The 19573-nt window shown below is 71.5% G+C and carries 16 protein-coding genes; 8 read left to right on the forward strand and 8 right to left on the reverse strand.

What is annotated here, in order from left to right:
* Position 1: 1 nt before the first annotated feature.
* The 4 genes from CP983_RS02585 to CP983_RS02600 all read right to left on the reverse strand — a co-directional run bounded on the left by CP983_RS02585 (position 2) and on the right by CP983_RS02600 (position 4666).
* On the reverse strand, positions 2-904 hold the full coding sequence (locus CP983_RS02585) for a carbohydrate ABC transporter permease (RefSeq protein WP_107910310.1): 903 nt from the start codon (positions 902-904) through the stop codon (positions 2-4).
* Complete coding sequence (locus CP983_RS02590) at positions 901-1812, reverse strand: carbohydrate ABC transporter permease (RefSeq protein ID WP_150498359.1); 912 nt, start codon at positions 1810-1812, stop codon at positions 901-903. Before CP983_RS02590 ends, CP983_RS02585 begins: the two co-directional genes overlap by 4 nt.
* A 114-nt stretch (positions 1813-1926) precedes the next feature.
* A complete protein-coding gene (locus CP983_RS02595) occupies positions 1927-3258 on the reverse strand; it encodes an extracellular solute-binding protein (RefSeq protein WP_150498360.1) in 1332 nt (443 codons plus the stop codon).
* A 274-nt stretch (positions 3259-3532) separates the two neighbouring features.
* Entirely contained in the window at positions 3533-4666 is a 1134-nt protein-coding gene (locus CP983_RS02600; protein ID WP_229914621.1) for an ROK family transcriptional regulator, read from the reverse strand.
* A gap of 352 nt (positions 4667-5018) precedes the next feature.
* On the opposite strand from CP983_RS02600, the gene CP983_RS02605 reads away from it, so the two are divergent.
* From CP983_RS02605 to CP983_RS02625, 5 genes are all read left to right on the forward strand, one after another.
* Positions 5019-5918 carry an N-acetylglucosamine kinase gene (locus tag CP983_RS02605; RefSeq protein WP_150498362.1) on the forward strand — a complete coding sequence of 300 codons (900 nt, stop codon included), beginning with the start codon at positions 5019-5021 and terminating at the stop codon, positions 5916-5918.
* A gap of 186 nt (positions 5919-6104) precedes the next feature.
* A complete protein-coding gene (locus CP983_RS02610) occupies positions 6105-8027 on the forward strand; it encodes a phosphatase PAP2 family protein (protein WP_150498363.1) in 1923 nt (640 codons plus the stop codon).
* A 93-nt stretch (positions 8028-8120) separates the two neighbouring features.
* Positions 8121-9809 (forward strand): phospholipid carrier-dependent glycosyltransferase, encoded by a 1689-nt coding sequence (locus CP983_RS02615; RefSeq protein WP_150506345.1) that lies wholly within the window; start codon positions 8121-8123, stop codon positions 9807-9809.
* Positions 9810-9864: 55 nt separating this feature from the next.
* The gene (locus tag CP983_RS02620; RefSeq protein ID WP_150498364.1) at positions 9865-10812 is read left to right on the forward strand and encodes a MurR/RpiR family transcriptional regulator; all 948 of its coding nucleotides are present in this window, start codon (positions 9865-9867) and stop codon (positions 10810-10812) included.
* 389 nt (positions 10813-11201) lie between these two features.
* Positions 11202-11576, forward strand: coding sequence for a hypothetical protein (locus tag CP983_RS02625; RefSeq protein WP_030959331.1), 375 nt, complete (start codon positions 11202-11204; stop codon positions 11574-11576).
* Positions 11577-11629: 53 nt separating this feature from the next.
* Here the strand turns inward: CP983_RS02625 and CP983_RS45045 are convergent, their stop codons facing one another.
* Entirely contained in the window at positions 11630-12397 is a 768-nt protein-coding gene (locus tag CP983_RS45045) for a cellulose binding domain-containing protein (protein WP_341874890.1), read from the reverse strand.
* A 107-nt stretch (positions 12398-12504) separates the two neighbouring features.
* A complete protein-coding gene (locus CP983_RS02635; RefSeq protein WP_150498365.1) occupies positions 12505-13338 on the reverse strand; it encodes an ATP-grasp domain-containing protein in 834 nt (277 codons plus the stop codon).
* 178 nt (positions 13339-13516) lie between these two features.
* Here CP983_RS02635 and CP983_RS02640 point away from each other — a divergent pair, with 178 nt between their 5' ends.
* Together CP983_RS02640 and CP983_RS02645 are read left to right on the forward strand one after the other, a co-directional pair.
* Positions 13517-14191, forward strand: coding sequence for a TetR family transcriptional regulator (locus CP983_RS02640; RefSeq protein ID WP_189748570.1), 675 nt, complete (start codon positions 13517-13519; stop codon positions 14189-14191).
* 178 nt (positions 14192-14369) lie between these two features.
* Positions 14370-14783: a Zn-ribbon domain-containing OB-fold protein gene (locus CP983_RS02645; RefSeq protein WP_030963616.1), complete on the forward strand. Its 414-nt coding sequence runs from the start codon at positions 14370-14372 to the stop codon at positions 14781-14783.
* Here CP983_RS02645 and CP983_RS02650 read toward each other — a convergent pair.
* Positions 14765-16174, reverse strand: coding sequence for a Gfo/Idh/MocA family protein (locus CP983_RS02650; protein ID WP_150498367.1), 1410 nt, complete (start codon positions 16172-16174; stop codon positions 14765-14767). The genes CP983_RS02645 and CP983_RS02650 overlap by 19 nt on opposite strands.
* 169 nt (positions 16175-16343) lie before the next feature.
* On the opposite strand from CP983_RS02650, the gene CP983_RS02655 reads away from it, so the two are divergent.
* Positions 16344-19121 (forward strand): alpha/beta hydrolase, encoded by a 2778-nt coding sequence (locus tag CP983_RS02655; RefSeq protein ID WP_150498368.1) that lies wholly within the window; start codon positions 16344-16346, stop codon positions 19119-19121.
* A gap of 31 nt (positions 19122-19152) precedes the next feature.
* Here CP983_RS02655 and CP983_RS02660 read toward each other — a convergent pair whose 3' ends face one another.
* Positions 19153-19539, reverse strand: a complete 387-nt coding sequence (locus tag CP983_RS02660; protein ID WP_150498369.1) for a PPOX class F420-dependent oxidoreductase — start codon at positions 19537-19539, stop codon at positions 19153-19155.
* Positions 19540-19573: the final 34 nt, after the last annotated feature.

A 19573-nucleotide genomic window follows, 5' to 3' on the forward strand; every position in this document is an offset into this window, starting at 1 on the left:
GTCAGTCCTTCAGCCCCGCGTTGATGTTGGCGTTCATGACGTAACGCTGGAACACCAGGAAGACGAGGATCAGCGGGATCATGGAGATGACCGAACCGCCGAGCAGCACCGACCAGTTGATGTTCTGCGCGCCGACGAGGCTCTGGATGCCGATCTGCACGGTGAACTTGCTGGGGTCGTTGAGCATCAGCAGCGGCCAGATGTAGTCGTTCCACCGCCACTGGAACGACAGGATGGCGAGCGTCAGCATGATGGGCCGGGAGACCGGGACCATGATCCTCAGGAAGATCGACAGCTCACGCGCGCCGTCGATGCGTGCGGCCTCGATGAGTTCGTCGGGGACCGTCAGGAAGAACTGGCGGAACATGAAGCATCCGGTCGCGGTGAGCACGGCCGGGAGGATGATGCCGCCGAGCGAGTTGTAGAGGCCGAGGTCGCGGACGACCAGGAACTCCGGGGCGAGCATGACCTCGGACGGCAGCATCGTGGTGGCCAGGATGCAGATGAAGAACACCTTGAGCCATGTGTTGTCGTACTTGGCCAGCGCGTACCCCGTACAGCAGCTCGCTCCCACCGTGAGGATCGTCGTGATCACGCACACGATGGCCGTGTTGACGAAGTACTGGGAGAAGTTGGCGCTGTCCCACGCCGCCGAGTAGCCCGACAGGGTGGGGTCGTGCGGAAGCACCGTCAGCGGAAGGGAGAACAGGTCCCCGGCCGGCTTGAAGGAGCTGAGGACGAACCACAGCACCGGCAGCCCGTAGAGGCACGCCATGATCCACAGCAGTGTCGTCGCCGACACCGCCTGGCGTAGTCCGCCGCTGCGCCCGCCGCGGGGCCGCTTCTTGGAGACGGCCCGTCCGGAACCGCCGTCGACCGGGCGTGGCATGTCTGTGGTTGTCATCGGTTCTCCACCCGCCGGTTGACGATCAGCTGGATGACCGCGACGGCCATCAGGATGAGCATGAGCACGAAGGAGGCGGCGCTCGCGTAGCCGATCTGGCCCCGGTTGAAGCCGGTCTGGTAGATGTACTGGACGAGCAGGTTGTTCGACGTACCCGGCCCGCCGTTGTTGAGGGAGACGAACAGCGGGTATTCCTTCATCGCGTTGATGGTGTTGAGCAGGATGACGATGAAGGAGGTGGGCGCGATGCTCGGCAGTGTGATGCTGATGAACTGTCGCCAGGGGCCCGCGCCGTCGAGCGAGGCGGCCTCGTAGTACGAGGTGGGCACGTTCTTGATCGCCGCGATGAACAGCAGCATCGAGAAGGCCGTACCCCACCAGGCGCCCGCCATGACCACCACGCCCAGCGACAGGTCCGCGTTCGACTGCCACGCGATCGCGTCCCCACCGAGCTTCTCGATGACGTAGTTGATCAGTCCGAAGTTCTCGCCGAACAGCCATCGCCACAGGACACCCACGACGATGGGCGAGATGAGCCACGGGACGAAGAAGACGACACGGGCGACCGACGAGCCCTTGGCCTGCTTGCTCACGACCAGGTTGGCGATGAGCAGCGAGAGCACGAAGTTCAACGGAACGACGAGCACGGTGTACAGCAGCGTCCGGCTCAGCGCGTCGTAGAAGGTGGAGTCCCCGAACAGGTTGCTGTAGTTGTCCAGTCCGACGAACTGGAACGCCCCCACCCCCGTGTAGTTCGTGAAGGAGTAGACGAGCCCGATCACCGCCGGCCAGACGAAGAACAGTGAGAAGAGCACGACATTGGCCGCGATGAGGACGAGCGGCGCAAGGGTGTACTTGCTGCGTCTCCTGGGCGGGCTCGCGGACACGGCCGAGGCGCGTTTTGTCATCTTCCTGACTCCGTGCTGGTGGAATGGGTTGCGGTGGGCTCACTCCATGAGCCCGGCATCGCGTGGAGTACAGGGCCGGGCGGCGGGTCGCACGCCGCCGCCCGGCCCTGTGGCCTATGACGCGCCGCCGACCTGCTGGTTGTAGCCGTCCACGATGTTCTCCAGGGCCTTGTCGGCCGACTGCTGGCCGTTGATCGCCTTTCCGAGCTCCGTCTTCGTCGGGTCCTCGGTGAGGCTCTTGCCCTTCAGCACCCAGTTCGTCTGCGCGCTGTTGAAGTAGCCGGAGATCGGGGCGTAGAGCGGGATCGACTCGTTGTACAGCTTGAACGCCGCCTGCGCCGCCTCGGAGGTGAAGGGGTACTTCGGGTTCAGACCGCTCTCGACGGGGAGGAACCCGGACGCCTCGCACAGCGCCTGGTAGTGGGCCGGCTCGTACAGCCAGGACAGGAACTTCGTCGCGGCCGCGGCCGCGTCGGCGTTGTTGTTGAAGCCGACCGTCATGCCGCCGCTGTTGACGTCGCTGGCCTGCACCGGCTCGGCCGGCGTCGGGACACTGGCCCAGTCGAACTTCTTGATGCTCTCCGCGAAGGCGGGAACCTGCCACACCCCGGACCAGTAGGCGACCACGTCACCGCTCTGGAACATGGCCGACGGGTCGGCGCCGCTGGTCCACACCGACTTCGGCATGGTCTTGTCGTCGTTCAGTCCGACGAAGTACTTCACGGCCTTCTTGGTCGCCGCGTCCACCGAGAACTTGCCGGAGTCGTCCGCGTGGACGTACTTACCGCCCATCTCGTACACCATGGCGCGCAGCCGGGACGGCGACTGGTCGAAGGTCAGCGAGTACTTGGCGCCGGTCTTCTCGCGGACCTTGTTCGCCGCCGCGATGAAGTCCTTCCAGGTCCAGGTCTTCGAGGGCGAGGTCGGGAAGGCGACGCCGGCCTTCTTGAACAGCGACTCGTTGATGAACAGGCCGGACGCGGTGACGTCCGAGGGGATGGACAGCACCTTCCCGGAGGAGTCCTTGGCGAGGAAGTTGGCGTTGATCTTGTTGCTCTTGTTGTTGGCGATGGAGCTGAGGTCGATCAGCTTGTTCGACCAGATCGGGTCCAGCGCCGGGACGGCCGCGACGTCGGGCAGCGAGTTCGCCTGTGCGGCGTTGTGCAGCTTCGTCGTGTAGCCGTCGTAGGGAATGTTGACGAGCTTGACGTCGACGCCGGCTTCCTTCTTGTACTGCGCCACCATCTTCTTCCAGCCCGCGTCCTGCCCCGGAACCGTGGAGATCCAGAACGTCAGCGACTTGGAGTTTCCGCCCGAGCCGGACCCCGACCCGCCGCAGGCGGAGAGGAGCAGGGCACCTGCCGTGGCCACAGCAGCGAGGGGAATGACACGGCGTATACCGCCGCGACCGAGTCGGCGAGAGCGCCGCACACCCACACTGGTCATCTTCGATCCCTTTTCGTCGTAGCGGAGGAAGCACGGGGCCTGCCGAGGCGGCACGGGTGCGTTCTGCGGGAAATTTCGCCTTCCGGGGGCGCGGCCTCGCCCGGCCGCATCGCCTCGACGGGTGGGATCCCCGGCCATGAGGGCCGTCGTCGCACAAGCACGCCCTCGTGCGGCTGCCGTACTTCGCGTACGGGCGGGATGCTCAACCCAAGCCGGCGTCCCGGCCGACTTAGAAAGCGCTTGTCCGGACATTGGCAGATCGAGTCGGAGGCCGTCAATCCTTCGCCCCCGCGGTCTCGGTCACGGTTTGGACTCCTCGGGTGACCGCGAGGCGGGCGGCGCCCACGACCGTGCCGAGGTCACCGACCATGCTGCTGACGACTTCGGTGGGCCAGCTCAGCCGGTCGAGTTCCGCCCGCACACCGGGCAGGATCTGCGGGTCGGCGCCGGTGCTGCCGCCGAGCACGATCAGTCCGGGGTCCAGTACGGCGGTGACGGCGGCGGCGAGCCGGCCGACGTCGACGGCATGGCGGTCGATCACCGCGCGTGCCACGGCCCGGCCCTCCCCCGCCCTGGTGAAGAGCTGCTCGGCGGTGCGCGGGCACGGCCCGTCCTCGTCCGGCCAAGCCTCGGCAGCCCGCCGCAGGAGCGAGCGGGCGCCGATGTACTCCTCCAGGGCCTCGTGGCGCGGCTCGCGGCCGTCGTCCCAGGGGTAGGGCAGCCGGGCCAGCTCACCGGCGGCGCCATTGGCTCCGCGCAGCACCTCACCGCCGACCACGATGCCGAGGCCGATACCGACGCCGATCCGCAGGTAGCCGAAGGTGCGTCGGCCCCGCGCGGCGCCCTCGTGCAGTTCGGCGAGCGCGGCGCAGTTGACGTTGTTCTCGAGGTGGACGGGGACGCCCGGCGGCAGGGCGACGGCCATGGCGTCGAAGACCGGGCCGGCCTTGGCCGTGGCGGGGCGCATGCGGGCACCCTCCTTCTCGCGTGCGGTGACGTCGCCGACGGCGACGACGACGGTGCGCAGCGGGGCGCCGGCGGGCAGCGCGGCAAGTGCCTCGCGGACCACGTCGGCGGCCTCGTCCCGGGTCCCGGTGGCCTGGGCGAGGAGGGTGCCGTCCAGGGCGCAGCCGCGCACCCGGGTCAGCGCGGGACCGAGATCCACGGCGAGCACCGCCCCGGCGGCGGGCCCGAGCCCGTAGACGGCGGCCGAGCGGCCCGTGACGCCGGAGGCCGTGCCGGAGTGGGCGGCCAGCCGGGCGCTCTCCAGCTCCGCGACGGCGGAGGACACGGTGGGCTTGGACAGGCCCGCCAGGCTCGCGAGCTGCGGCCGGGTCGCGCTGCCCGCCCCGGCGAGCACAGCGAAGACCGCGCTTGCGCTCTCGGTCAGGCGGGGGGCTTCCGCCACGTCGTCTATCACAGTTCTCCCACGGGTCACGGGCCGCTCAGTGGTCGAGTGCGCGATGCCTCTTGACGCACTGTACTTCGTTAGTTAACTTCCTAACGAACTTCACGGTACTCGCCTGCCGTGTCCGCCAGAAGCCCGTCCCGGGGCTTCGTTAGTTCACCAACTCCCTTGATTCCAGGCATGGTTCGCCCGCCAGGGCGCTTCGCCGGCTGTGCCGCACAGGGTCGTCGGTCGTCCGCGGCGTCATCGTGCTTGATCGCGCTCACGCCGCGGAGCCGCATGTCGACACGGCTCGCACCCTTCCGGGGCGCTGCCGAACCGCCTGCGCCGGCGCAACGACGAGAGAGGTTCCGTGCAGGACTTCACGCCCCTCGTGATCGGTATCGACGTCGGCGGCACCAAGACGCATCTCCGCGCGTACGCGGGGGACGGCCTGGTCGCCGATCACGTCCGCACGAGCAGCGGCTGGCGGCCGCACGATCCGGTGGCCGCCGCCGGATGGCTGGCGGCGCTGGTCGCCGGCGCCCTGCCGAAGGGGGTGCGTCCGGCCGCCCTCTCGGTGGGCGGACACGCCTGCGAGACCGCGCGCCAGTGCGCCCAGATCCGTACCGCTCTCCAACTGCACTTCGACGCGCCCGCGTCGGTGGTCGGCGACGCCGAACTGCTCGTTCCCGCCGCCGGGTTGGACAAGGGCGTCGGCCTGGTCGCCGGCACCGGTTCCGTCGCGGTCGGCCGGCTGACCGACGGCACTTCCGTCCAGGTCGGCGGCTGGGGCGCGGTCCTCGGCGACGAGGGCGGCTCGGCCGGTCTCGTCCGCGAGGCCGCACGGGCCGTATGGGCGGCGCACGACCTCGGCGAGGAGCCCGACGCACTGGCGGTCGGGCTCATCGACGCGTTCCAGGTTCCCGAAGTACCCGCGCTCGGCGCGGCGTTGGAGGGCGCGAAGAGCCCTTCCGCGGACTGGGGCCGGCACGCTCCGGTGGTGTTCGCCGCCGCGGCGGCCGGTTCACCGCTCGCCCGCGCGGTGATCGACGAGGGCGGCAGGTCGCTGGCCGCGCTGGTCGAGCAACTCGCCGCGCGCGGGGTGCCGGTGGACGACGTCGTGATCGCGGGCAGCACGATTCTCGCCCAGCCCGGCCTGTACGACGCGTTCGCCGCCGCGCTCGCCGACAGCGTACCGGGGGCACAGCCACGGCCCCTGGAAGTGCCGCCGGTGGAGGGGGCCGTGGCGCTCGCGCGTTCACTCCTGTGACATCCCCCGGACGCCGGGCCATCCCGGGTCCGACACGACCCGCCCGTAGATCTTCGCTCGTAGGACTCGGCCCCGACCGCAGCGCGCCCCGTGCGCCGCACGCCCTTTCGCCGCGTGCCGGCCGGTCGAGCCGATCGTTTCGATCTCCTCCCGGCCGTTCGGCCGGAGAATCCGAGAGAGGCACTCATGCCGTCACCCTCCGGGGACCTGGCCACCCCGACCATCGATAGAAGGCGCTTTCTCCTGACCTCCGCCGGAGGCGGCGCGGCGCTCGTCGTAGTGCCCGCCGTCGCCGGCTGGCTGCCCGCCGCCGATGCCAAGACCGCCGTACAGGCGGCCGCGTTCGTGGACGACTACAGGACCAACGTCGTCGCGAACCAGACGCCCGAGACCAACGCGGTGGTCCGGATCCTCGGCGGCTTCGCGAAGGTGTGGAAGACCGGCGGCGCCTGGAACACCGGCACGCCGTTGATGCCCGAGGTGCTGCGCGCCAACATGCGCTACTGCGCCCGCGTCACCGCCTCGCGCACGGACGCCCAGGCCAGGGAATCCTTCATCGTCGACCGTCAGCACCAGAGCTACTCGGTCATCGCCGGGCTCGGTCCGCTGGCTGAGCTGTACAGGACCGGCGCCAAGGCGGTCACCTCGATCACCGGCGCCCCGGACGGCACGCCCGCCGGGAAGATCAGCGACGCGGTGCCCGCCGGCGCTCCGGCCGGTTCCGCGATCGGCGCCGGTTCCTACGACTCGGACCTCGGCCAGGTGGCCAGGCTGGTCGACACGGTGCGCGGCCCGTTCGCCTCCGGGAACCCGGCCAAGTTCGCCTTCCAGTACCCGCGTCCGTGGCGGATGAACGAGGACAGCGAGGTCGTCGACACCGGGGCGAAGGACGCCTTCGGCTTCCCCGTCTACGACTCGCGGGTGAGCGTCGCCCCGCAGCTGCTGCGCCAGCGGGCCGAGACCCCGGCCGAGGACGGCGGCTTCCCCAGCGGGCACACCAACGCCCTGCACCTGGCGGCCCTGGCGTACGCCTATGCCGTGCCCGAACGCTTCCAGGAGCTGGTCACCGGCGCCTTCGAGCTGAGCCACACCCGGATCGTCGCGGGCATGCACTCCACCGTCGACGTCCTGGGCGGCCGCGTGATGGCCACGGCGTTGGCCGCAGCGGCCCTCACCGACCCGGCCAACGCCGAGCTCAAGGCCGCCGCCCGCACCCAGGCCCTGGCCTACTTCCGGCAGCACACCGGCACCACCGCCGACACGCTGTACGCCTACGCCCACTCGGGCGGCACCGACACCGACCCGTACGCGGACCGCGAGGCCAACGCCCGTACGGTCCGTCCCAAGCTGACCTATGTCCTGACCCGGCAGGGCCGTGACGTGCCGCTGACCGTGCCGAAGGGCGCCGAGGTGCTGCTGGAGACACGCCAGCCCTATCTCACCGCGGCCCAGCGCCGCGAGGTGCTGCGCACGACCGCGCTGCCCGCCGGGTACGTCCTGCTCGACGCCTTCGAACAGTGGGGGCGGCTGGACCTGTTCTCGGCCTCCGACGGCTACGGCGCCTTCGACTCCGACGTGACCGTCACGCTCGACGCGGCCGCCGGGGGCTTCGGCGCGGCGGACAGCTGGCGCAACGACATCCGCGGCGAGGGCGGCCTGACCAAGCGCGGCACCGGCACGCTCACCCTGTCGGGCCACAACCGCTTCCACGGCGGCACGGTCGTCGAGGGCGGCGTGCTCGTCGGGGCGTCCGCGAACGCCCTCGGCCAGGGCGACGTGCGCGTCGTGGGCGGCACGCTGCGCGCGGACGAGGTGCTGCGGGTGCGCGGCGCGTACGTCCAGGAGGGCGACACACGCCTGGAGCTGCCGCTGCGCAGGAACCACGGCCCGGCGCTCGAGGTGTCCGGCCGAGTCGTGCTGGGCCGCGGCGCCGTGCTGTCGCTGCGCCTGGACCCCGAGCGCCCGCCGGTCGCGGGGAGCACGGTTCCCGTCGTCGAGGCGCAGCGGCTGCGCGGCCAGTTCGACCGGATCGAGGTGAACTCACCCGCTCTGCGAGCCGTACCCGTCTACACGACGGAAGGTCTGTCGGTACGACTCCTGAGGCGGTAACCGCGTCCCGGGCGGAAGCTGATGCAGAGTGGGCACATGGGCCGCCCGAGAATCAGCTTCCGCCGTCCCGGGGCCGACGGTGCCGCGGAGCGGATGATGGCGCTCGAACAGCAATCGGCCTCGCAGCCGGTCACGGCCCCGACCACGGCTCCGACTCCTCGGGGACTCGCCGGTCCGCCCGTCGCCCGGCGCCTGCTCGTCCCGCTCCTGGTGGTCCTGCTGCTCGGTCAGATGGCCGTCGCGATGGTGACGACCGCAGTGCGGCAGACGCCGACCATCGACGAACCCGTGTACGTCGGCACGGCGGCCGAGTATCTGCACGAGCACGAGGTGGTCCACAACCCCGAGCATCCGCCGCTCGGCAAGCTGGTCATCGGCGCCGGTGTGGCCCTCGCAGATCCGCGTGTCGATGCCTCCTTCACGGGCGATCAGGGCCGGTTGGGTCGGCATCTGCTGTACGAGTCCGGGAACGACCCGTGGCGGGTGATGCTGTTCGCGCGGCTGCCCGTGATCGCTCTGACGCTCGCGTTCGGGCTGGTCGTGTTCGCCTTCGCCCGGGAACTCGCCGGTGCGGCGGGCGGTTTGGCGGCGCTCGGCCTGTACGCCTTCTCCCCCGACCTCGTCGCGCACGGCTCGCTCGCCACGCTGGACGTGCCGGCGGCCGGTTTCGTGCTGACGTCGGTGTGGCTGCTGTGGCGGGCCCGTCATCGGCCCCGGCTGTACGTTCCCTTGGCCGGGGCAGCGCTCGGGGCGGCCCTGGCGACGAAGATGAGCATGCTCGCGGCGATCCCGGTGCTCATGGCGCTCGCCGGCCTGTCGGTGTGGTGCGCGCGAGCGCCCGCTCAGCCTCGTCGGCGGGCGCTGGGGCGGGCCGCGGCCGGCGCCGGCGTTCTGGTGCTGGTCGCGATCGCGGTCGTATGGGCGTCGTATCTCGTGGTGGATCCGCGGTTGCGCTGGGCGCCGGAGGAGCCCGTGCCCGCGGTGCGCGGATTGCGCGGGCTGGTCGTGGACCTGCTGCCGTTCCCGGAGGCGTACCGGGACGGCATGCGCGTGCAGTTCCACTTCGAGGACTACCCGTGGCAGGGCTTTCTGTTCGGCCGGCTCTACACCGGGTCGCTCTGGTACTACCTGCCGGCGGCGCTGCTGGTGAAGACGCCGCTCGGCATGCTCGCGCTGTGGGCCGCCGGCGCCGTCACCCTGGTGGCCGTGCGGCGGCTGCGGCCCGTGGCGCCGTATCTGCTGGTACCGACGGCCGTGCTGCTCGGCGCGGCCATGCTCGGGTCGCGGGACTTCGGCACGCGGTACGCGGTGTTCGTGCCGATGTTCCTGGCGGTGGCGGCGGGTTGTGTCCTGGTGGTGCGCCGGCGGTGGGTGCAGGCGGCGGTCGGCACGCTGGTGCTGTTCGTCGCCGTGAGCTCGCTGCGCACCTACCCCTACTATCTGCCGTACTCCAACGAGGCGTTCGGCGGTCCGGCGAAGACCCATCTGCGGCTGCACGACTCGAACGTCGACTGGGGACAGGACCTGGGCCGGCTCGCGGACCGGCTGCGTGAGCGCTACCGGGGCGAGCGGATCTGGCTCGTCTACAAGGGCAGCGGGGTGCCGTCGTACTACGGAATCCACGCCTCCGATCCGCGCCGGGCGGACCCCGGTGACGTGCGCGGACTGCTGGTGGTGTCGGACTCCGCGGCGGCCAAGGCGACCGGACGGCTGGCCGAACTGATCGAGGGCAGTCGGCCGATCGACGGCGTCGGTCATTCGATCACGATCTATCGTCGCTGAGTAGAGCGCATGAGGGGACCGGGTCGACACGGTGTGTGAGCTATGTTGAGGCACTGTGGGAGACAAAAGAGGCGCACCGGCGCCATCGCCCCAGCAGGCACGCGCACAGGCATCCGCCATCACCTCCGGAAAGACGGTGCCGGAGACCGGGGTGTCCCCGAGTTCCCAGCTCAGGACGCTCTTCGACCAGCCCCGGCTCTCCCCCGGGCAGCGGCGCATCGCGCAGTACCTGATCGAGCACATCACCGAGGCGGCGTTCCTTTCGATCACCGACCTCGCCGAGCGGGCCGGCGTCAGCCAGCCCTCCGTGACCCGGTTCGCCGCGGCCGTCGGCTTCAGCGGTTACCCGGCGCTACGGGAGAAGCTCCAGGCGATCGCGCTGGGAGCCCTGTCGGGCGGCCCGGTGGCGGCGGAGGAGAACGGCGCCAACGAACTCCAGTCGGCCGTGGACGCCGAGATCGACAACCTGGAGAACCTGCGGCGCGACTTCGCCGACCCGGACCAGTTGATCGACGTCGGCCGAAAGCTGTCGCAGTCGACCCCGCTGACCATCCTCGGGCTGCGCATCTCCGCCTCGCTCGCCGAGTACTTCGCCTACGCCGCACGACGTATCCACCCGGACGTCCGGCTGGTGACGCGGGGCGGCAGTGTCGCCTACGACGCGCTGCTCCAGTCACGGGAGGCCGGCGGCACCTGGGTGCTGGCGTTCTCCATGCCGCGGCACGCCCAGGAGACGCTGACCGCGGTGCGGGTCGCGCGCAGCGCCGGGCTGCGGGTCGCCCTGGTCACGGACCTGGCGCTCGGCCCGGTGGCGGACACGGCCGACGTGGTCTTCGCCACCGGCACCGGATCACGGCTGGTCTTCGACTCGTACGCCGCGCCCGGTGTCATCGCCGCCGCGCTGCTCCAGGCCATGACCGACGCGGACCCGGAGCGGACGCAGGCTCGGCTGGAGGACTACGAGCAGATCTCCGACCAGCACCAGTTCTTCCTGCGCGACTGACCCTCGTACCGCCCGCCCGACAGGGCACCCCTCGCACACCGGCGAATACCGGAGCACACGGGAACCTTTCACATCAAAGCACGCATGAATGTTTTCATACGTCTTGCAAACCAGACGGCATATATAAATACTTCACACCGCACCACCCGCCCGCCGAAAGCAGTCGGACCGCTCATGCGCACGTCACCCCATCCGTCGTGCGACTGCCGTCTGCCTTCCGGGCTCCATTGCGAACAGCCGTGGCCGCCGTCTCCTACCCGCGTCGGCGTTCGGGCTGTTCGGTCGGGCATCGCCTGCGCGAGCGCCCGTGGCGGCGGCCCCGGTCATCCCCTAGGCCGGGGCCGCCCCGACCCCGTCGGACACCCAGACGACGCCGCACACCGGAAGCGATGACCATGCCCCTGACGACCACGCGCATCACCCCGGACTGGCCGTGCCAGGTCAAGACCCCCGGGTCCTACGACTGGGAACGCTCGGCCGCGAAGTGGCTGCGCGAGCTGGTGCCGGCCCGTTACGCCAGCTATCCGGCGCTGATCCGCCACCCCGTCCTACTCGCCCGGCACGCGCAGATCCAGGTCCAGAACGAGATCCGGGTCGCGCGCACCGCCCTCCAGACCGCCCGCGCCGACCTCCCCGCGCTCGGCATGCCCGAGTCGGTCATCGAGCACACCATCAAGATGTACGCGGCCGAGGTCATGCAGCTGCAGCACATCGCCCGCAGCGTGCGCGCCGTGTCCCAGGCGCTGGTCGACCGAGGGCGCTGAGCCGGCGCCCCGGTGCCGACCGCACCGGAGCACTCCGCCGAGCCGTCGGGCGGTCAGGAGTCGCCGGCCGTCGCCGCGCAGGTGACTGTCGCCGACGGCTCCCCGACCTGGCCCGAAGTGGCGGCGAGGAACCCGAAGGTGACGCTCGCGCCGGGTTCCAGGGTGCCGTTCCAGGACGCGTTGGAGACCGTCGCCCTGCCGTCTGCGGTCGTGGCGAGGGTGCCGTCCCAGACCTGGGTGAGCCGGGCACCGGCCGGCGGCACGACCGTCGCCGTCCAGCCGGAGGACGCCCCCGAGGGCGCGTTGGTCACCGTCACCTCGCCCTGGAAGCCGCCCTGCCAGCTGTTGACGGTCCGGAAGGACGCCCTGCAGTCGGGGTCCTGCTGCGCGCCCCCGCCGGGTGCGCCGGACGCGGGAGGCTCGGGCTCGGCCGAGGCGGACGCGCTCGCCGACGGATCCGGCTCGCGGGCCTGCGAGTCGTCCCCACGGCCGGCCAGCAGGAGCGCGCCGCCGAACCCGACCACGGCCGCCGCCGTCACGGCGACCGCGACGGCGGTACGGCGGAATCCGGGACCAGGACCGGTACGGTCACCGCGGCGCCGCGCGCCTTTCATGTCCTCGGCGACGGCGGGCAGTTCCTGGGTCGCGTCCTCGGTGCCGGGCAGCGACCCGGGCACGGCCACCGTCTCGTAGCCGGCGTTGCCTTCCTCCCACTCGCGGAACAGTTCCGCGAGGGCGTCCGTGCGGCGCGGGCGCAGGACGCGGATCGGTTCCAGGACCGGGCCTTCGTCCGGCTCCGCGGGGTCGGGCCGTGTGGACACAACCGCACTCCTTCCGTCCCCGTCTGCACGGGGCTCGCCAATCCCCGAGGAGTGATACGGGGCACACGTCCCGCCGGTTCAGCCCGGCGCGGGCGCGGTTGCCGCGGTCAGGCGGGCGCGGCGAGGAAGCGGTGCAGGGACGTCTTCATCGCGGCCACGAACGCGTCACGGCCGGCGTCGTCCAGGGCGCCGAGCGACAGGTAGGGGTTGAGGTCCTCCAGCTCGACCAGCAGCAGTTCACCGCCCGGCGCGCGGCAGGCGTCCACGCGCTGGATACCGTGGCCGAGGCCGTTCCACTCGACGAAGCGCCGGGCGAACTCCAGGTCGCCGTCGGTCGGTTCGTACCGCTCCAGCTGCCAGCGCCGGTCGGTGTCCGGCGCGTACAGGGCGTATTGGAAGTCGTGGTCGACGAAGTAGAACGAGACCTCGTAGGCGAAGTCGACGCAGGGCTGGACGAGGACGTCCCCCGCGACCGAGTCGCGCACCTCCTTCGCCGGCACGATCCGCAGCCCCATCGAGTCGGCGCCCAGCTTGGGCTTGACGACATAGCGGTCGGCCTCGGGCAGCCGGTGCAGGTCCTCGGCGCGGTCGACGGTGGGGATGACCGGGTATCCGGCGGCGGTCAGGTCGAGCAGGTACTGCTTTCCGGCCATGTCGGCCCTGCCGGAGAGCGGGTTGTACACCCGGGTCCCGTCGGCGCTGGCGCGGCGGCGGAAGTCGTCGTAGGCGTCCTGGTAGGTCAGGACCGGGCCGCTGTTGCGGACGACGACCGCGTCGAAGGCGCCCATGAGCGCGGCCGCGTCCCGGGGGTGGCACAGGGCGAGGTCGAAGTCGTCGCGCAGTCGGGAGGTGAGGAAGATGTCCTCGTCGCAGTAGCGGCGCCCGCGGGCCGGGTAGGCCAGGTCGGTGACGTACAGAATGCGGGGTCGGGCGGACGGCATGCGGGGCTCCTCGGCTGCGGCGGCAGGCGATCGTAGGCAGACGGAGGGCCGCCGGACAAACATCGGATCGCCCGGATGTCCGAAGCACTCAGTTCCCTCCTCTCACTGCACTGAGTGCCATTGACGCAGCTCCGGGTGCTACGTTCCGTCCATGAGCTCCAGCAGCACGAAGCCCCCGATGCGGGACGCCCTGGTCGCGGCGGCCTTCCAGCTGTTCCTGGAGCGGGGCTACGAGCAGACGACCGTCGACGACATCGTCGCGCTGGCCGGCGTCGGACGGCGGTCGTTCTTCCGCTACTTCCCGTCCAAGGAGGACGTGGTCTTCCCGGACCACGAGCGCTGCCTGGCAGACATGACGGCGTTCCTGGCCGCGAGCGGCGAGGAGCACGAGCCGGTGCGCCGGGTGTGCGACGCGGCCCGGCTGGTCTTGCGCATGTACGCGGAGAACCCGACGTTCTCGGTGCAGCGCTACCGGCTCACCAAGCAGGTGCCCGGGCTGCGCGCGTACGAGCTGTCGGTCGTCTGGCGCTACGAGCGGGCCCTGGCCGAGTATCTGCGCGAGCGCTTCGTGGGCCGGCGGGACGGCACGCTCCAGGCCGACGTGATCGCCGCCGCAGTGGTCGCCGCGCACAACAACGCCCTGCGTTCCTGGCTGCGCTCGGACGGCCACGGCGACGCGAGCGCCGGAGTGGACCAGGCCCTGGGCTATGTGCAGTCCACCTTCGGCGTCGCCCCTCCCCCGCCCCCCTTGCGCGCCGAGGGACCCGAGGACGTGGTCGTCGTCGTGTCCCGGCGGGGCGCCCCGCTGTGGCGGGTGGTCCAGGAGATCGAGGCGACGCTCGACCGCGGCTGAACCTTCCGCGGTCGGACCTCGCCGGATTCCTCACCAGATTCAGGGAACGCAGTGCCTTTACCTGTGGCACTCAGTGCCATACGCTGACGGTGTGCACGGTGGCACGGTGAACCGGGCACGTGCGTGCTCGGGCGACCCGCGCACGCGGGATTCCGGCCGAGCGCAGGGAGTTGACAGCGTGTACCACCACTCAGGAAGCGTTGCTCGTCAGGCCGTCGGCTCCGGGGCGGGTGTTCTGGACCGCACGGCGCCCGACACGGAGGCCATCGTCTTCCAGCGCTGTACGTGGTGCGGCACCGCCACGTACCACCGCCTGCTGTGTCCGGTCTGCCAGGGCAGTGAACTGCGGACGGAGCGCAGCGAGGGCGTCGGGACGGTCCGCCACTCCTCGGTGGTGCACCGCAACACCCCCGCCGCGCGCAATGTGTCGCTCATAGAGATGGCCGAGGGGTTCGTCGTGCGCGGCAGGGTCATGGGCCCGCCCATCGGCATCCACAGCGGCGACCGGGTCCGGCTGTCGACGGCGAAGGACCCAGTCCGGGGCGAGCCGGTGTTCCAGCTGGTCGACGAGCCCTACCGGGCCTGGACCTGATCCCCCTGCTCTCCCTCTTCTCCCTGATCCCGGTGCGCCCCTGACTCGCCCCGGATCCCGGGCACCAACTCCGCCACGGCGACGGGCAGTCCGGTCTCGAAGCACCGGTTCGCGGCGAGCCCGACGGCCAGGGCCAGCGCGCCGTCCCGCTCGGTCGCCGTCGGATGCGCCACCGCACCCGGGTCGGCCGGCCGCGCGCCGTCGACCGGGCCGAACAGGGCGTCGAGCATCCGTGGGTCTCCCCCGCCGTGCGCCTCGTGGGCGGTCACGAGGGGGATGTCCAGCGGGGCCCGCCACAACGGCCGCAGGGTGAGCCGCGCCCCGCCCGCGTGCTCGGCGGCCGTTTCCCCGTGCAGCGCGCCGCCGGCGGAGCCCATCCGGGTCGTGGGCCGCTGCCAGCGGCTCTCCTCCACCTCCAGTTCCAGCCGGCCGGCGCTGCCGTTGAACATCACGCGGTAGCCCTCCCACGGGGAGTACGCGGTGAGGTGGTACGTCATGGTGGCGCCGCCGGCGTAGCGGACGAGGACGGCCATGTCGTCCTCGATGGTGACGGGGCCGCCGAAAACGTTCCGGTCGCGCACGTACCCGTCGTCCCGCTCGGCGTCGAGGTAGAGCGCGCGCAGGGTGTCGTTGGCCGACAGGTCCAGGGCGAAGGGGTCGTCGGCGGCCCGGTCGGAGCCGTGGGCGCGGTCGTAGTCCCGGCGCAGCCCGTGGCGTTCGCCCGCGGCACGGCCGTAGAAGCCGAGCCGGCCGTAGCCGAAGACGTCCCGCGGCTCGTCCGCGAGCCACCAGTTGACCAGGTCGAAGTGGTGGCCGGCCTTGTGCACCATCAGTCCGCCGCTGCGGTCCTTCTCCCGGTGCCAGCGGCGGAAGTAGTCGGCGCCGTGGCGTACGTCGAGCAGCCACTCGAAGTGGGCCGAGAGGATCTCGCCGATCGCGCCGTCGGCGAGCAGTTCGCGGACCTTCTCGTGCACGGGGTTGAAGCGGTAGTTGAAGGCGACGGTGAGGGAGTTGCCGGTCGACCGGACCGTGTCGAGGATGCGGGCGCAGCGCTCCGCGTCGACGGTCATCGGCTTCTCGGTGACCACCCGGCAGCCCGCTTCGAGGGCGGGGACGATGTAGCGGTCGTGCTCGGCGTCGACGGTGGTGACGACGACCTCGTCGATGCCCTCCTTGACGAGCAGGTCGGCGAATCGGCCTGGCTCCCACTCGGTGGCGGCGGGCTCGCCCGCGCCGGCCAGCAGCCGGTTGTGGAAGGCCATCCGGGTCGGGCTGGGGTCGCAGAGGGCGGCGACGAGGTGACCGGGGCGTTCGGCGAGGGCGCGGGCAAAAGTCTGGGCGCGGTGGCCGGTGCCGACGACTACGGCGCGGCGCTGGGGAGTTCGGCTCATTGTGGTGGCCTTTCCCGTCGGACGTCCGGCCAGTCATGCCCGCCGACCGGCCGTCCCGCCACTGATCCCTTTTCCCGCTCGCCACAGGCAACGCACGACCAACTCCTTCCGTCCTCCCGGGGTGAGAGCCCGGGACCCTCCGTCCCGGAGCGAACGGAAGGAGGGGCACGTGATTCGTGCCCGGCGAATATGGGTCACCGCCGTGGCGGTGCTCGCGATCGTGGGGGCGTCGCCAGGGTGGGCCCAGGCTCAACCGACGTCCGCGACAAGACCGTTAGCGGACGTTGCCGACAGCGGTGGGAATCTGCCGCCGGACTGGAGCGTCACCGGCGAGGGACCGGCACGCAAGCTGGTCTGGCGCTCGGACGAACGGGTGCCCATGGGGGACGCCCGCGTCGAGTTCTACGCCGGTGACCGGCTGCTCGGCCACCCGGCACCGGCCAAGGACGGCCGGACGTTCCGGCTCGGCCTCGACGGGCTCCGGCTGGACTCCGTGCAGGACCTGCAAGTGCGGGCCGCGGGGCGCAGGTTGGACGCACCCGACGACACCCCCGGCTCTTCCTCCGGCCCCCGGGCGGGATCGGCCGTCCCGCCCCGGCTGCCGGCGAACGCGGTCGACCCCGGCAAGCCGGGCTCGTACCGGACCGTCTCCGGCGAGTACGACCTCGACCCGGTACGGCTGCCCGGCTTCCCCCAGCCGGTCGAGATGCGTGCCGTGGTGGTGGCGCCCAAGGGTGCCGAGGGCCGCCGTCCGCTCGCCCTGTTCCTCCACGGGCGCCACTCCACCTGCTACACCCCGCAGGGCGAGACCACCGGTGACTGGCCCTGCGCGACCGGCTCCAAGCCGATCCCCAGCCACCGCGGCTACCTGCGCGACCAGCGCCTTCTCGCCTCGCAGGGCTATGTGACGGTGTCGATCTCCGCCAACGGCATCAACGGCCAGGACTGGCAGGCCGACGACGGCGGCGCACAGGCCCGTTCGTCGCTGGTGCGGCAGCATCTGGCCCGCTGGGCCGACTGGTCCGCCCGGCCGGGCACGGGCCCGGCGGCCGTACGGCAGGCACCCCGCGCCGATCTGTCCCGGGTGCTGCTCGTGGGGCACTCGCGCGGTGGCGAGGGCGTCAACCGGGCGGCGATGGACAGCCTCTACGCGCCGCCCGCCGCGCAGGACGGCTATCACGGCCCGGTGCGCTGGCGCATCCGCGGCACCGTGCTGATCGGCCCGACGATCTTCGGCCAGAACCCGGTAGCGGACGTGCCGTCGATGACGATCCTGCCGGGCTGCGACGGCGACGTGTCCGACCTCCAGGGCGAGGTGTACGTCGACGGTACCCGCCAGGTCAGTCGCGGGACCGCCCTGCACAGCGCGGTGTACGTGGTGGGCGCCAACCACAACTACTTCAACAGCGAGTGGACGCCCGGCCAGGCCGAGGCGCCCGCCGACGACGACTTCTGGAACGACGAGGAGCAGCGCGACCCGGTGTGCTCCCCCGGCACCGGGACCCGGCTGACCGCCGACCAGCAGCACAAGGCCGGCGCGACCTACATCGCGGCGGCGGCACGGCTGTTCGTCGCCGGTGACGACCGGGTGCGCCCGCTGCTCGACGGCTCGGACCGGCGTGCTCCCTCGGCCGACCCCGCCCGTGTCCTCACCCATGCGGTGGGCGCCCGCCGCGGCGCCGGCTTCCTGCCGGACGGCAAGGTCACCGTGAGCGGAGCCCGGCTGTGCTCTGCGGTGGATCCCGACACGGCGAAGGCCTGTCTGTCGTCGGAGACGGCAGGTGTCTCACCGCACTTCGCGCGCTGGGAGACCGACCGTGAGCCCGGCCGCCGCGCGGTCGCGCTGCGCTGGACGGCGGCCGGATCGGCCGCGCGGATCAGCCCTGACCGGCCGGCGTCCCTCGCCGGTTCGAAGGCGCTGGCGCTGCGCGTCATCGTCCCGCCGAACACCACCGGTACGCAGCTGGACGTCTCCGTCACCGACACCGCCGGACGGCACCGGACCCTCGGCCGCGTCAAGGTCGACGGGCTGCCCGGGACGGACCGGACCGCCTCGTACTGGGCACGTGAGGTGCGCGTGCCGGTCGGGTCCGACGACGCGGCCGCGCTCGACCTGCGGCACGTCAAGTCCCTGACGCTGACCCCGCGCACGCGCTCCGGGAAGGCCTGGCTGATGGACGCCTGGGCCTGGCGGCCTGGCACTCCGGCGGTCTCGGCGGCCCCGCTGCCCCGGGTCGACATCGGCCGGCTGACGGTCAAGGAAGGCGACTCGGGCGTTCGGACCTACCGGGTGCCGGTGAGTGTCTCCGGGCACGGCAGCGGGCAGGTACGACTGTTCGTCCCCGACCCGGTCACCGACCGCGTCACCAGCCGCCTGGTGACGGTCCGGCCCGGCACGAACGTCATCGACGTGCCGGTGAAGGTCGAGGGCAACACGCGCTACGGCTACGACTCGGGCCAGGACATCTTCGTGAAGGCGGTGCGCACCGCCGTGGTCGGCGCCCACCTGGGCGGCGTGACGGTCCAGAACGACGACCCGATGCCGTCGGTCGCGGTGGCACCGCTGGCCGACCGGGTGACCGAGGGACAGCCGCTGAAGTGGCGTGTCTCGCTGTCGGCGGTCGCCGACGCCGACGTCACCGGTGTGTACGCCCTGCTGCCGGTCACGGACGGCCGGGAACTGTCGACGAAGGACGTCGACCCCCGCTGGCTCGACGAGAACACCGGTCAGTCGCCGGACCCGGAACGGCCGTTGTCCAAGGTGGACGGGCTTTCCCTGTGGGTGAACGTCGAGGCGGGCAAGAAGTCCGCCGACTTCGTGATCCCGACGGTGAAGGACCAGGTGGCGGAACAGGCCGAGTCGGTCAGCTTCCAGGCGGTCGACGACTCCGGTCGGCCGCAGCCCGGTGCGCCGGTGATCACGGGCACGGTGCTCGACGCCTCGTGACCCGCTCGCGCTGACGCCCCGGCCCGCCGGGTCAGGGCGTCAGCGTGATCCGCACGCCGACGGTGCCGTTCGCACCGCGGCGCAGTCGGCTGCCGAGGAGCGTGAGGCGGCCGGTGATCCCGTACTTGCGGGCGATGAGCCCCCGGTAGCGGGCGCTGGTCGCCTCGTCGCAGATCTCGGCGGTCGCGGGGACCGAATCGCCCGTGGGCCTGCCGCGCAGGTCGCAGGGGCCGACGAGGACGTCGCCGCGGGCCCTGATCCGCTTGACCTTCCAGGAGTCGGCGACCGTCCACACGCCCAGCGCGTCCCCGTCCCGGACCACCCAGACCGGCGTGGGAACTCCGGTGCCGTTCTTGCGGTAACTGGTCACGAGCAGGTACTTGCCCGCGCCGAGCTGCTCAAGCGACGTGTCGTCCATGGCGGGAAGTGTAGGCCGCGGGGCGGGACACGGA

It is taken from the genome of Streptomyces chartreusis (assembly GCF_008704715.1).
In the GTDB taxonomy this organism is placed as follows: Bacteria; Actinomycetota; Actinomycetes; order Streptomycetales; family Streptomycetaceae; genus Streptomyces; species Streptomyces chartreusis.

Bases quoted from the DNA above. Each gene is read 5' to 3' on its own strand.
- CP983_RS02585 (WP_107910310.1), bottom strand. From the start codon at position 904: ATGACAACCACAGACATGCCACGCCCGGTCGACGGCGGTTCCGGACGG.
- CP983_RS02590 (WP_150498359.1), bottom strand. From the start codon at position 1,812: ATGACAAAACGCGCCTCGGCCGTGTCCGCGAGCCCGCCCAGGAGACGC.
- CP983_RS02595 (WP_150498360.1), bottom strand. From the start codon at position 3,258: ATGACCAGTGTGGGTGTGCGGCGCTCTCGCCGACTCGGTCGCGGCGGT.
- CP983_RS02610 (WP_150498363.1), top strand. From the start codon at position 6,105: ATGCCGTCACCCTCCGGGGACCTGGCCACCCCGACCATCGATAGAAGG.
- CP983_RS02615 (WP_150506345.1), top strand. From the start codon at position 8,121: ATGATGGCGCTCGAACAGCAATCGGCCTCGCAGCCGGTCACGGCCCCG.
- CP983_RS02625 (WP_030959331.1), top strand. From the start codon at position 11,202: ATGACCATGCCCCTGACGACCACGCGCATCACCCCGGACTGGCCGTGC.
- CP983_RS02635 (WP_150498365.1), bottom strand. From the start codon at position 13,338: ATGCCGTCCGCCCGACCCCGCATTCTGTACGTCACCGACCTGGCCTAC.
- CP983_RS02640 (WP_189748570.1), top strand. From the start codon at position 13,517: ATGCGGGACGCCCTGGTCGCGGCGGCCTTCCAGCTGTTCCTGGAGCGG.
- CP983_RS02650 (WP_150498367.1), bottom strand. From the start codon at position 16,174: ATGAGCCGAACTCCCCAGCGCCGCGCCGTAGTCGTCGGCACCGGCCAC.
- CP983_RS02660 (WP_150498369.1), bottom strand. From the start codon at position 19,539: ATGGACGACACGTCGCTTGAGCAGCTCGGCGCGGGCAAGTACCTGCTC.